General features: G+C 34.6%; 16 protein-coding genes. 1 reads left to right on the top strand and 15 read right to left on the bottom strand.

Translation table 11 applies throughout. The features are described 5' to 3' along the window. Positions 1–40 precede the first annotated feature (40 nt). The 13 genes from IPI15_RS08320 to IPI15_RS08260 form a co-directional block, all read right to left on the bottom strand. Complete coding sequence (locus IPI15_RS08320) at positions 41–916, bottom strand: hypothetical protein (protein WP_287419844.1); 876 nt, start codon at positions 914–916, stop codon at positions 41–43. A 142-nt stretch (positions 917–1,058) separates the two neighbouring features. Continuing rightward, positions 1,059–1,508, bottom strand: a complete 450-nt coding sequence (locus IPI15_RS08315) for a VOC family protein (protein ID WP_287419842.1) — start codon at positions 1,506–1,508, stop codon at positions 1,059–1,061. 178 nt (positions 1,509–1,686) lie between these two features. Further along, entirely contained in the window at positions 1,687–3,414 is a 1,728-nt protein-coding gene (locus IPI15_RS08310) for a CocE/NonD family hydrolase (protein ID WP_287419840.1), read from the bottom strand. A gap of 39 nt (positions 3,415–3,453) precedes the next feature. Beyond that, positions 3,454–3,906: a GNAT family N-acetyltransferase gene (locus IPI15_RS08305; protein WP_287401712.1), complete on the bottom strand. Its 453-nt coding sequence runs from the start codon at positions 3,904–3,906 to the stop codon at positions 3,454–3,456. A gap of 35 nt (positions 3,907–3,941) precedes the next feature. Beyond that, positions 3,942–4,547, bottom strand: coding sequence for a GNAT family N-acetyltransferase (locus IPI15_RS08300; RefSeq protein WP_287419838.1), 606 nt, complete (start codon positions 4,545–4,547; stop codon positions 3,942–3,944). Positions 4,548–4,631: 84 nt separating this feature from the next. Then, positions 4,632–5,048 carry an LIC_13387 family protein gene (locus tag IPI15_RS08295; protein ID WP_287401710.1) on the bottom strand — a complete coding sequence of 139 codons (417 nt, stop codon included), beginning with the start codon at positions 5,046–5,048 and terminating at the stop codon, positions 4,632–4,634. A gap of 51 nt (positions 5,049–5,099) precedes the next feature. Then, on the bottom strand, positions 5,100–5,900 hold the full coding sequence (locus IPI15_RS08290) for a hypothetical protein (protein WP_287419836.1): 801 nt from the start codon (positions 5,898–5,900) through the stop codon (positions 5,100–5,102). Between the two features lie 177 nt (positions 5,901–6,077). Continuing rightward, positions 6,078–6,716, bottom strand: a complete 639-nt coding sequence (locus IPI15_RS08285) for a ClpP family protease (protein WP_287401707.1) — start codon at positions 6,714–6,716, stop codon at positions 6,078–6,080. A 12-nt stretch (positions 6,717–6,728) separates the two neighbouring features. Then, a complete protein-coding gene (locus IPI15_RS08280) occupies positions 6,729–6,992 on the bottom strand; it encodes a hypothetical protein (RefSeq protein WP_287401706.1) in 264 nt (87 codons plus the stop codon). Beyond that, positions 6,976–7,515 (bottom strand): RNA polymerase sigma factor, encoded by a 540-nt coding sequence (locus IPI15_RS08275; RefSeq protein ID WP_287401705.1) that lies wholly within the window; start codon positions 7,513–7,515, stop codon positions 6,976–6,978. The genes IPI15_RS08280 and IPI15_RS08275 overlap by 17 nt, the downstream gene beginning before the upstream one ends. An 894-nt stretch (positions 7,516–8,409) precedes the next feature. Continuing rightward, positions 8,410–8,889 (bottom strand): OsmC family protein, encoded by a 480-nt coding sequence (locus tag IPI15_RS08270; protein ID WP_287401704.1) that lies wholly within the window; start codon positions 8,887–8,889, stop codon positions 8,410–8,412. 56 nt (positions 8,890–8,945) lie between these two features. Beyond that, complete coding sequence (locus IPI15_RS08265; protein ID WP_287401703.1) at positions 8,946–9,491, bottom strand: GNAT family N-acetyltransferase; 546 nt, start codon at positions 9,489–9,491, stop codon at positions 8,946–8,948. A 25-nt stretch (positions 9,492–9,516) separates the two neighbouring features. After that, on the bottom strand, positions 9,517–10,683 hold the full coding sequence (locus IPI15_RS08260) for a threonine aldolase family protein (RefSeq protein ID WP_287401702.1): 1,167 nt from the start codon (positions 10,681–10,683) through the stop codon (positions 9,517–9,519). Positions 10,684–11,287: 604 nt separating this feature from the next. Between IPI15_RS08260 and IPI15_RS08255 the strand changes: the two genes are divergently transcribed. After that, complete coding sequence (locus IPI15_RS08255) at positions 11,288–11,629, top strand: single-stranded DNA-binding protein (RefSeq protein WP_287401701.1); 342 nt, start codon at positions 11,288–11,290, stop codon at positions 11,627–11,629. A gap of 731 nt (positions 11,630–12,360) precedes the next feature. On the opposite strand, the gene IPI15_RS08250 is transcribed toward IPI15_RS08255, so the two are convergent. Both IPI15_RS08250 and IPI15_RS08245 read right to left on the bottom strand, forming a co-directional pair. After that, the gene (locus IPI15_RS08250; RefSeq protein WP_287401700.1) at positions 12,361–12,819 is read right to left on the bottom strand and encodes a DUF6265 family protein; all 459 of its coding nucleotides are present in this window, start codon (positions 12,817–12,819) and stop codon (positions 12,361–12,363) included. A gap of 75 nt (positions 12,820–12,894) precedes the next feature. Then, the gene (locus tag IPI15_RS08245) at positions 12,895–13,284 is read right to left on the bottom strand and encodes an acyl-CoA thioesterase (RefSeq protein WP_287401699.1); all 390 of its coding nucleotides are present in this window, start codon (positions 13,282–13,284) and stop codon (positions 12,895–12,897) included. Positions 13,285–13,799: the final 515 nt, after the last annotated feature.

The following is a 13,799-nucleotide window of genomic DNA, read 5'->3' as shown; positions in this document are numbered from 1 at the left end:
GGTCTACTTAAAATCAATGTAAATTGTTTAACAATTGGAATCATTTGTTCTTGTATTCCCAATGTTGATCAAAATTATTCCCATTGATTGATTTTAACAGATCTGAACAGAAGTCAGACTTTAAGGATTTCTCTTTTGTTATTTGACTCTCAATATAATCCATCATTAACTTACCACGATCTTCGTTGCAAAAGAGAAAAAAAGCACAGATTACTTTTTTGGATTCGATAATTGGATATGTGCTAAAATAGGTGGAATAGTCACATCCTTTTAAATATAAATTTGGTAATTCTCCGGCGATAATTTGTTTGATGTAAAACTCACTTAAAAATGATTGCTTTTGAAGTAAAGAATACTTCAGGGCTATGTATGTAGCCATCGCCTTTATATTTTTATCTTTTACATCAGCTATAACTTTTTTTATGAGTTCTGATTGAATTGAATTAGGATAACCATTGAAATACATCTCTAATGCCAGCACATTCAGTTGTTCGCAAGATTCACTAAAAGTATTCAAGAATTCCGGATGATTATTAAGTATATCAAATAGCAGTTCCTGACTTCCTGCATAATCATCATTTCGTAATTTTATTTTTAGTAACTCATACTTGCCACGTCCACTTATTGATTGCTTAGATTTTATAGTCCACAAAAAATCTGATTCGAGCCCAATAAACTTCCTGTTTATAAATATTGTATCATCTAGTTGGTCAAAATAAAATCCAAGCCAGTCTGATGTAACAAATACAGGCGACTGAAATGTTCTTCCAAATTCTGCAGTTTCAATAATTTGTGATGAGGATGAAGCTCCATAACGCATATTTACATTGTCGGCTAAAATGTAATACGACAAACTCCCCTGAGAAAAAACAATTGACCCGGCGAATACAAATAAATACAGCAAAAGAAACCTCATTTTTAATCCTAGTTTTTAAGTTACTTAACTTTAATATTTTGTCAATTGGTAATTTTTTTTTGCCTGTTAAATTCATAAAAATATAACTATTTATAGACAAATTTAAATCAGATCAGAATGTCATACTTACTAATTAAAACAGCTATTCCTGAGACACACTATTTACTTCGATCCAATATCCATCAGGATCCTGCAGGAATACTTGACGAATACCATCTGCCCGAACATTTATTTTCTGAGGAGTTCCGGGCCAATCTGAATAAGGTATTTTTTTACCATCAAGGTTTTGTATAAATTTATCGAAATCCTTAGTTGATAAAGCAAAATGTACAGCTTTGTTTATTTTGACTCTTTCTTTTATAGTCGATATAAGATGCAACTCTATTCCATTACCGGTGGTAAACCATCGAATTCCTTCTACTTTTGTTTTATTTGTGATCTCTTCCAACTTCAAAACTTCTTTATAGAATGTACATGAGCGCTCGAGGTCTGTCACAGAAATGGCTACATGGTTGAATGAAAAATTTAATTTCTGCGCATAAATTGGTGAATTTAAAGCAATCATAAGAAAGAGTATAGGTAGGAATTTCATTTAAAGAGATTTATTTGAAAAGGTAATTTAAATTTTCCAAATACAAACCTATTTATTTTACGTAAACTTATGGCAATGATCAGTAAAAGTGCAAATTGCGAAAGCTGCTTTGTCAATTACATTAAGATAATTACCGGTATATCTTATTTTTGACTTCTATCCTCAGACTTCATCCTCTTCATCTTTCAAAATTCTTCTTCGGCCTCCAATCTCTAAATATTGGAATTTGAATGTAGCTATCTGTATGCCACTTGATCTCTAAAGGCGCTCCTGCATCATGGATCGTTTCGTCAGCGACCTCTTTCCCCGAACCATAATTAATTATCTCGAATGGATGTTTGTTGACATTTAATAAAATGACCAATCTACTTCCTCGTTCAATTATTTTACTAACGATCCTGGTATTATAGAATAAAATTGATTCTTTTCGGCCGGGAGTTAGTAACTGTCGCTCATAATTATCTTTTGCATAACTGGCACGACCGATATAGCGTGTAAGGAAGAAATACGTCCCATCTGCTTTCTGCTCATATAATGCACATGAAATATCCATGTCTTTCTTATTGATCGTAGCAAATAAATGGCCGGTAAACGAACCACTTATTTCAAATTCCTGGTTAAAAATGCCCGACTTGAATATTAAACCATTACCAGCATCAAGAGAATCAAAAATAATATCAGGCGTATAAAAATTGTTTTCTGTGGTTCGATCAGTGAAATCAATTTTCTGGCTAACATAATCCATTCCCGGTTCTAAGGTATTTAATTTGTAATTGCCGGCAGATTTTTCGCTACTCAAATACATTGTAATTGAATCGTTGCTCATTGCATCCAAATTGATCACATGTCTCCATTCATTCGCTCCCATCACCTCATAATTTACCTTGTCTTGTAGGATTTCAGGTTTCTGTTTACCTTTTAAAATATAATCGAGCCAGTCATATGCCAATTCACTCATACTAACATTGGCGACACTGTCTATTTTATATCCCATTAAGTTTTTGGATGGATAACGCTGGCCTCCCCAATGATCATAAGGACCTATTACAAGATAATGATCAGCATTTTTATTATAAAAAGTATGTTGCTTGAAATATTGAATTGCGCCGATTTGTGAGCCATCGTAATAACCTGTGGTTGTTAAAATAGGGATATTGATCTTTCCATATTCTTCCGGAGTAGGTACCACAGACTGCCAATAAAAATCGTAAGCCGGATGGTTGATCCATTTTTTGAATATAGGACTTTCTATACCGGACAAACTATCCAAACTTCGGAATGATAAACCCTGCTTAAACCATTCGAAAGGCAAACTTCGCTTTATCTGTTGATTTTTGTAAATATTATCATTTGGCCAGTAAAGTGTGGCATTCATCTGAACATTATTTTCCATTGGAAAATCAAAACCGGGCATCACCGCAACTTGCGGTACAATGGTTTTTAATGCAGGGTGCAACTTTTTGGTAGCAGCCCATTGAGCAAATCCAGTATAACTACCGCCATACATTCCGACACTGCCATTACACCAGGATTGTTTGCTGATCCATTCAATGATGTCATAAATATCATTTCCCTCATTTTCAAATGGTGCATAATACCTCAGGTCTGTGCGAATACCCCTTGCATAAGCTATGATGCCTACATAATCATGGTCAGCAGACTTTTTTCCGAATAAAGTATCGCCCTTCCCCTGATAATACGTAGTGTAAAATAAAATGGAAGGCAATGGTTGGGAATTTCCTTTTTTCCGCACAATTACAGCACAAATATTAATGCCACTTTTTGTCGGAATCATCACACTATCCTGAATAGTATAAACACTATCCAAAGCAATTTTTTTCTGCGCAAAAGTCAGGGTGGAGGAGAATAAAATTAGGATGAGTATATAATAGTTGGATTTCATCATTTTGTTATAAAAGATTAAGGGTATATTAATATTCTATTTCTAAATGATAATTTTTTCAAAGCAAAAACTATTTTCAACTTCTGCATAGTGACCATAATTCGGTATTGAATGAAATCCATTTTTTATATATAATTGAATTGCTTCAACTTGTCTAAAGCCGGTTTCCATAATTATTTTTTCAAAATTAAGTTCTTTTGCCCAGGTTTCCAATTCCTTTAAAATAGATGTGGCAACACCTTTACTACGAAATTTCGGAAGAACATAAATTCGCTTTAACTCGCCAATGCCCTCTGAATATTCCTTGATGGCTCCGCAACCAATAGCCTCTTCCTCAAGATAAACTACAATTACATATTTTATTGTATCCAACTGATTGAATTGATCAAAAAAGGCATGATCATCTCCATCCAGCACAGCAAGAATTTTGTCCAGCTCTTTTACCAAATTGCGGAAATCAATATTTTCAGAATTTGTTCGTCTAAATTCAGTCATAAATAGCTAAATTTGTAATTATTAAAAAATAAAATTCACAGTTTTTGAAATTCCAGATTTGCATTTCTCAACAGCAAGCTTATTTCGTTGGAATCTCTTATTAATGACCATTTATTTACTTTAGGAGGATTCCCGGTATGCGCTCCAAGATATAGATCCATCCATTGAACGTCATGCCATGAATCGAATTTATAACCTACATTTTTAAAAATTCCAATTTCGCTAAAACCTAAACTTTTATGAAATCCGGTACTTTTTTCATTAGGTAAACTTATCACCGCATAAATATTCAGCATACCCTGAATCTTTAAAATTGAAAACAATGTATTATATAAAATTCGGGCAATACCACGCCCATGAAATGATTCTTCCATGTAAATCGTCGATTCTACACCCCATTGGTAAGCCCTTCTTGAACGATAAAGACCTGCATAGGCATATCCAATAATACGATCACCCAATAGACAAACAACCCAGGGATACTCTTCTGAAATATTTTCTACACGTTTTGAAAATGCATCCAATGTTGGTACATCATATTCGAAAGAAATTATGGTGTCACGCACGTATGGAGCATATATTCCCAGAATTCCTTCAGCATCTTTTTTATCTACCAGCCTGATAGAAAAAACATTTTCCATGTTATTTAAATATCATTTAATGCTCAAAGATAAAATATCAATAGCTAAATGTGTAATGTCATATTTTAATTTATTCAAAAGGATTTAATTCAATAAAATTATCGGGTAAGCTATATAGTTGTATGCGAAAACCATTGTAATGCCAATTCTGATGGGCTTAAACCAATACTTCATGGATTTCCGAAAGTATAAAGAGATGGTTATCAAATTGAATAATAAATAAATATGATCTTTTCCGAATATTTCAAAATAATTGAGCGCCAAATAGAAATTCAACAGACCAATAAACATGCCTCCACTGCTGTGAGTCGCATTAAAGCTAATCCACGAATCCCACATGTTTAAATCTTTGGATAACTTCGGATGAGCCCTCTTCATATCTTCCATTAATGTTGGGTCAAGAGTGGAAAAGCTATCTTTCAAAAAAGCAGCATATAAATGGCCTGAAGTCATAAAAGCTAGGATAAGGGAGCCCAACTCCCATAAATATTTTGCCCACATAGTCATCTAATTAAATGTTATATACATTTAATTACTAAATATATAAAAATATTATCTTTTGGGGCTACCAATCAGATAAGTAACATTCATTCCCAATGAATTCTTGACCTTTCCTGATTTCCATGTATATCTTGCTTCATCATGTACTCTCGCTATTCGCTCTAAATGTTCGGGTGCATAAAGTCGGGTGATAGATACGATACCGTCACACACTGTACAAAAAGGAATGATCGGAATTAAATAAGTAAAAATTAACCTTGAAATTCTAAAGGGTCTGAAAAATGGAGTAAATAGGAAGAATAATAATGGATGAAAAAGAATTATGCCGAGTATCATAAATATATTTCTATCACCACCATCGAAGATACCTATGGGCGCATTGTTTTGAATAGCATTGTGAATGATTTCGCCAATACTAACCTCATCAAAATGATGAATACCTGAAAAAATTGTCCGTAGACCTTTCAATTCCTCCGGGACATTTTTCGCATCTATGGAAGTAGATTCAAAGCTTATACTTTTTGGATATTTGTTTTGTAATAAAGTATATGAACTGATATTAGGAAATTTGTCTGTCAAGGTTACTTTGATGTTTCCCTCACTTGTAGCATTTAATCCGGATAGAACTTCTTCGACTGGTCCTCCGCTACCTGAACAAAGATCAATGATGTTCTGAAGGTTTGTCTGTTTTAAAATCTCCGAGATAAATGGAATTACAGGTTTATAGAATTTCGTAACTTTCAAAAAATAACGCAGATAATCGGTCATACTTTCTCTGATCGTATCAGGAAACCAGGAAAGATCCTCAAATTCAAATAATAATTTGCGCATTTGCCTTAAAGATACTGCCAATAATTGAAGTTTCGGAGTTATATGTGAACGCTGATTTATTTATTATTACTCATTCTAAAGTAGAAATTAGAAGTCAGAAATTAGAAGTCAGAAGTCAGAGGTCGGAAAGTAAATCTATTTATTGAAATTTGTATTTGACTTCAAAATAAATTAATTGTGTAATTACAATTATTTCTTTTACTTTTTGGTAAAATGCACCAAATGTGTTCTGCTTTCCACCTTCAATAATTGACTCGAATCGCCCATTACTTCATCTATCAACCCAAATTCCAAAGCCTCTTGTGCATTTAAATATTTATCCCTGAGAAAAAATGTTTCCAATTCTTCCCAGCTATGGCCTGTATGTTGACCCATCAGGTGAAATAATTGAGTTTGTAAACGTTCCTGTTCCCTCGTCGCTATTCGCACATCTTCTGTATAACCCTGCGCACCTCCACCGGTCGGATGCATGTGGATAGTGGCATGCGGAAGAGCAAATCTTTTTACGCCCGCACTAAGCAAAAAAGTTGCCATGCTCCCTGTAAATCCCACTGCATAAGTATATACAGGGCAAGCCATTGATCTCATAGTATCATAAATTGCAAAACCGGAATAGACTATACCACCTGGACTTTGGATATATAGGTGGACCGGACGGTGACTTTCAACACTATTTAAATACAATAATTGGGCCACTAATAATCCCGCCATAGCATCATTGATCGGCCCGCTGAGGAAAATGATCCGCTCCTTCAGTAATAGGCTGTAGATGTCATAAGCTCGCTCTCCCATGGTGGAATGATCTATCACCATGGGTACTAATCCCATATTTATCATGTGAATTAAATTTTAGAAAATTGAATTGATTTTATTTCTGAATTCCGGATTTTTTAAATCATTGTATAGATCAAAATAGATTTTATCAAATGATTTTTTTAACTCATTTCGATGAAAATGTCTTACAAGTTTTAATACGAACAATTGTTCTTTAAACAATTTATTGAGCCTAGGATCGAGTAATAAATCAAGTTCAAATTTCCACCTTTCGAGTTCAGGCATCTTCCCTTCTATGTAGCGTTCGATACGTTTTGTTATCTTATTCGAAGTCGTCATAATGTATTGATTTTTCCTTTACAACTGATCTTAGTTTTTCTATGCATTTGTATTTTTGAGCACTTGCAGAATGAAGGCTGGCAAATTTATATTCCTTCGCTAATTCCTGAATTGATTTATCCTCAAAATAAAATGAACGCAAGAGGTCCATACATTTTCTGCCGGTAATGGATAAGAAATTAATTAGTTTTAATTGCTTCTTGTTCGCATAAAAGTCATCTTCCATCAAGGGACCGGATGTATTTTGAGCTGATTTCAATTCATTTTCTTCTCTTTTATTTTTTCTGAACCACAGATTTTTAACCAGTGTCATTATATAAGCTTCATCATTTTGAATTACATCTTTAACAGCAGTTCTTCTCTCCATCCACAATATCAGCGCATCATGAAATAGGTCCTTAGCATCTTCTAAATTGCCGCCCCGTAAGGCAATATAGGAAGCACATTTCGGGAACAATTCCAGATAAAAATTTCTGATATCATTCAATTGATTTGTTTCCTTTCTTTCAGCTACTGCATGCATGAGCAAATGTATTTATTACTATGAGTATAAATATGGTAAAATATCACCTTTAGAATGTAAGTATTTTAAATTAATTTTTTCAAACTTCAAAATTCAATTTATAATTTTATCTCTTTAAATGCATTAACTTCTTTCAAGAAACGTGCATCATGTAAGACTGCGGTACGTTGATAGAAATAAGGAATGTATTGGGTTCACGCAAAGGCGATAAGTGAGGACACGGAAAGGACGTCGAGCTTATAAAAATCATATCCGGACCATGACAATCTTAAAAATCTGCGTTCTACTTTTCATCATCATATAATAAATTGAAATCCATGCTTAGCGTCCTCAGCGCTTCTTCCTTTCGCATTGGGTGAACCCTAATTTTGTCTGAATCACGGATTAAACAGATTGCACTGATGACACGGATCAATATCAACATCTTTCAACAATATTTAGCTCGATTTTAGGTTCACGCAAAGGCGCTAAGTGAAGACACGCAAAGGACGCAGAGGCTATAAAAATCATATCCGGACCATGACAATCTTAAAAATCTGCGTTCTACTTTTCATCATAATGTCATTGTCTTCGCGCTTCTTTCTTCCCCTTTGCGTGAACCTTACTTTTTGTCTGAATCAAGGATTGTATCGATTACACTGATGACACGGACCAATATCAATATCTTTCAACAATATTTAGCTCGATTTTAGGTTCACGCAAAGGCGCTAAGTGAAGACACGCAAAGGACGCAGAGGCTATAAAAATCATATCCGGACCATGACAATCTTAAAAATCTGTGTTCTACTTTTCATCATAATGTCATTGTCTTCGCGCTTCTTTCTTCCCCTTTGCGTGAACCTTACTTTTTGTCTGAATCACGGATTGTATCGATTACACTGATTACACAGATTTTTATTGCACTTGCATAATTTTGCAAACAGGGATACACTTCACCTCGAAATTAACTGAATTAGCAATGTAGCATATTTCATGGGCTTTATGGTGGAGTTCAATAGCCCTTTCAATCATCGAATCGTCGGTGACAATTACTTCAGGATTTAATGTCACTTCTTTAAACTGGCCACCGCCTTCTTTTTGTTCAATCATAATTCCGGATGCATGGTCGATATAATTATGGACTACAATTCCTTCTAAGGAGCATAAATATAAATAGGATAACATATGGCAGGAAGAAATGGCAGTCACGAGTAAGTCTTCAGGATTGAGCTTTGATTTGTCGCCCACTGCAGCATTGTCAGTCGTGAGATGCTGATCAGGTTTGCCGTTAATAGAAACGGTATGATTGCGGGAATATTTTCTAACATTAGCTGTTCCTTGACCATCTGTATCTTGCCAGAACGTAGTGAGATTAAAATGATGTTCTTTACCCATATTTAAATGTAATTTACCTTGATAATTAATATGAATTTAATTTGCTAAAAAAATAGTTATTTGTTATGCTCATCTTCATACTCACTTTTAGTTATCTTAAACCAATTACACTGATTTCCTTTCCAATCAAAGGTTTCAACAAATTTTAAGCCGCATTTTTCAAGTGCTTTTCTGGAGGCAAGATTATCGACGTGGTTAGTGCCAATGATTTCCTCAAGATTCATTGCCTCAAAGCCATATTTTATAGAAACTTTAGCCGATTCTGTTGCATATCCTTTGCCCCAGTATTTTGGCATTAAACGGTATCCTACATCATGAAAATTGATATGCTCATTATCTTTGTAATCTATAAACTTTAAATCGGACCAACCTATTAATGCACCGCTACATTTCTCAATAACAGCCCATCTCCCTATTCCAAAATCGACATACTGCTTGCGGATATTGGCAATGGTCGACGCAGCTTGTTCTATTGTAGTAATCGGATTATTTCCCAAATAAATGTGGACTAATGGATCTGAGTCCATTTCAAAAAATGAAATTGCGTCTTCTTCTACAAACGCTCTTAGAACTAGTCTTTCTGTTTCAGCATATATTTTCATTATGACTTCAGGGAAGATTTATTAGTTAAATAAATTTTCTAAATACATCCACAATATCTTTCACATCCATATACAAAAGTGTTTCATTCATAGTCATTTTTAATTCATTCTGTTCATCGGGACGACCTATTTTAATATTAAATTCTTTCAAGAGTTTATCTTGAAATTTAGCTCCATCAATTGATTTGGGCAACTTAAGCAAGTGAATATTAGTTCCATTATCCAACATTGACATTTGCAGCCCATTGATATTATTCAGTCCTAGAATCAGTTCTTTTGAACGAACGATAACTTCTTTTTGTCTTTCTTCGAATCCATCCAGTCTATGAATGGCCATTGCTGCATTCAGCCAGTTGCTATAGATCGTTCCTCCATGAACTTTGATCAAAAGTGCCATTTTGTCAATCACTTCGGCACTGCCACAGAGAACTGCACCGCCTGAAGCACCAAAATATTTATACAATGAGACGTAAACGGTATCAAAATATGATGCATATTCCTTTACCGGAACTCCTGTCCATGCGGAAGCAATAAATATCCGCGCTCCATCCAGGTGCATTTTGATTTGCTTACTTTTGCAATATTCGCTTATTTTTTTTATTTCTTCCAGTGGTACGGCGCGTCCATCAGCTCTTCTCACAGGATTTTCTATCGTCAAGACTCCTGCACCTGTTTTAAAAGCTTCGTCTTTGTCTATTTTTGAAATTGCATCTTTCAAATGTTCAAGTGTGAAAAAGTGGTGTCCTTCACCCAATGGCATCAACCTGTTTCCGAATATTTGTTGTGCTGAATCTGCCTCATCTCGATAAATATGACTGTTTTCAGGTACAAATGCCTTCGTCTTATCACCACACAATACATCTATCGCCAATTCATTTGCCATGGTTCCACTTGGGAAGCAGATCGCCTTTTCTTTGCCCGTTAGTTCTGCGAATTTCTTCTCAAGTTGTTCAACTGCCCCACCGGTGCCATATCTGTCTTTGACGATGATTGATTTTGCATTCGCATTTTGTAACTCTTGTAAATATTCTGCCGGTTCGAACATCTCACCATCTCCGAAGAATTTTACGGTTCGTGTATTATTATCGCCTGGTGTAAGGTGTCCATGAAATAAACCATGAAATGGAATAAAGGCCGGAATAATTCCGGCACCTGAAGTTTTTAGGAAGGAACGGCGGTCGAAAACTGACATAATGCTTTATTTTTTAATTTCAATTAATACTTAAAGTGATCCTATAAAAGTAAATAATCTACGAAACATTTAATTTTTTTTCAAAGTTATTCTAGTTTCCGAAATCAAGTAAAGTTCTGAAAAAATTTACTAAATTCCACAATAGTCAATGGTATCAACGAATTCCCCAAATAATAATTAACAATTAATAAATAAAAATTCCAATCCTTTCCGTGTACAAACGCTTACAAACGTTTACTTCCGACTACAAACGTTTAACTACCGATTAAGTCTTGACAGCTTCCTCATCTTTGTAATGTCAAATGGCAAGAAACAATTTCTCAAAGGAGGAAACGATTTATTTAATTAGCATTCTTGCTAAGAGTTGGAAAAGAGTGATCAGGTGATTGGGCGATCGGGTGATGGGGTAATAAAGTGATAAGTGATGTGGATATTTTACGAAACAACCATCTACCTTCTAAAATCTAACTTCTACCTTTTATTGGTGATCGGGTGATTCGTAAGGCAAGTATACTTTCGGAGACTCATTCTAATTTCTAATTTCTAATTTTTTAATAATAAACGGCTTGTAGCCAGAATTTTAAACCTTTAAATTATTCACAACATGAATGCACTAAAAAACAAAGTACAATTGATCGGCAACGTCGGTCTGGATCCGGAAGTAAAAACACTTGATGGTGGCAAAAAAGTGGCCCATCTAAGATTAGTGACCAACGAAAAATATAAAAATTCATCCGGAGAATTGGTCGATGAAGCTACCTGGCATAATCTGGTCGCATGGGGTAAGACAGCCGACATCATTGAGAGATATATCTTCAAAGGAAAAGAAGTCGCAGTAGAAGGTAAGATCGTAAATCGAAATTATACCGATAAGAACGGCGAAAAGCGCTACATCACTGAGATCTTGGTATCAGAAGTTATGATGCTGGGCTCGAAAAAGGTGTAGAAAGATGTTTTCGACATTAATGCTTACTAGTGCAAAATATGAAGTTTGCTACAAATTATAAAAGCACTTTCAAATATGGCACTTTACAATCAAGGTTAGTTTTAACAATTAAGAACAATTTAAATAGAAAAATTGGTGGATTTTTAAAAAGGCAGTGCCAGGGAAGCGTCTTTGGTACTGCTTTTATTGTATTTATTCCAACTCTCAGATTCTTACCAAATGTTTCTTACTTGAAAATTCCTAAAAAATCACAAGATCATTTATATCAATGAACTTAATCAAAAATATATCCATGAGTAAAATTAATTTTATTTATCTTTAGAAATAATTCGCCATCTTTGGCAGATGCATCTCCTTGATTGCAATTTTTTATTTCAAGCTCCACTTTCATTAAGTATTTCATTTCTCAAAGTCATATGCATTGTTGTGTTACATACTTGAATTCACATTCATGGAATTTAGAACAAATAATGTGAAACAGAATTATTTATTTGACCATTAATGAGCCGTATAATTCTGAATTGATTTACATTTTAGTTCACATAAGGGGCCTTTTTGAAAAGGGTATTAGAAATTCTCACTTGATTATAAAGATATTAAATTAGCATCAACCTTACTTTGGTTGCCGGGAGTCTAAGCAACTCCTGGTGGCTTTTTTAAGTCACAACTAACAATTGAACAATTTCATAATACTAGGGTCAAAATGAGATAAAAATCATGAAGTGAAAACGTTAATTCCTCTTGAAGTCGAAATTTTGCTTCATATATTTTCCATCATTCTTTCCTTCAATACTTGCAAAAATTTGGTCCTTAATTCTTCTGTAGGAAATTCTTTGCGGAAAATCGTGGTCCGGATTTTCACTTATAAACTCTGTTCCCTTCACTAAAATTACTTTGAACTGGACTGAGTTAGTTTCATCTTGACCATCAAGAACAGGGTGGTAATACCAATTTTCATTACGATACTTCAATTCGATTTTCTCCTGTGGAACTGTATCTTTGCCATAGACAAAGATACTTTGTGCCGATAAGGTACTGTCGTTTTTAATCTTCCATGTTTCAAGATTAGTGCCAGTTCCTGTTTCAATTTTCCAACTACCTTCCAACCATTTAAAAGAATCAATATTTTGAGAAAAAGTGGAACACAATCCAATTGTATTGATAGCAATTATATAAATTATTCTTTTCATTTTAGTTCTTTATCCAAATTATTGTAGCAGTGAGCGCACAACATATTGAAAATACATAAAATACAGCAAACTAATTTAATTATTCAAAATAGAAATTGGATTTTTATGCTCATCAATGGCCACAAATGTAAATTCACCTGAGATTGCTTTCTCTCTGTGTTCTGAATACATTTGTTCGATGAATATCTCCACCTTCACTTTGACACTTGTATTGCCGATGTAAGTCACGCGACCAATTAGTTCGACGATATTGCCTGCCGGAATCGGTTTTTTAAAATCTATGCGATCGCTACTGACCGTGACCATCCTCTGCCTGCTGAATCTGGTGGCAGCGATGAAGGCCACTTCGTCCATGAGTTGCATGGCAGTGCCTCCAAACAAGGTATCGTAATGATTGGTGGTATTCGGAAATACAGCTTTAAAGATGCGTGTTTCGGAATTTTGTTTGCGTTGTTCGAGATCCATTGGAGGTATTATATAATTTCTTCAGTTAAATGTCGACGCAAGGTCGGCAATAAATTTTATTTGTTGAAATCAATGTTTTGGATTAAATGTAAATCGTCATACTATTTGTAAAGGAATCATAGCTAAATGTTGTTTGGAATATGATCAATACTTAACCGTTCAGAACGGTTCCCAACCGTTGCGAACCGTTAAGTTTACAATAGACTGAATAACAATATTATAGGGCGGTCATCGTTCACAATTTTGGCCACTTTTTTATGCATTTTTTGTCAAGAGATTTACTAGGACTTGCTTTCATAAGTACATGTCATTAACCTTTCGGAACCGTTCCCAACCGTTGCGAACCGTTAAGTTCACAATAGACTGAATAACAATATTATAGGGCGGTCTCCGTTCACAATTTTGGCCACTTTTTTATGCATTTTTTGTCAAAAGATTTACTAGGACTTGCTTTCAGAAGTGAACGTCATTAACCGTTCGGAACCGTTCCCAACCGTTGCGAACCGTTAAGTTCA

This window comes from Candidatus Brachybacter algidus, assembly GCF_016707225.1.
In the GTDB taxonomy this organism is placed as follows: Bacteria; Bacteroidota; Bacteroidia; order Chitinophagales; family Saprospiraceae; genus Parvibacillus; species Parvibacillus algidus.
This window is presented reverse-complemented; position numbering and strand designations above follow the sequence as displayed.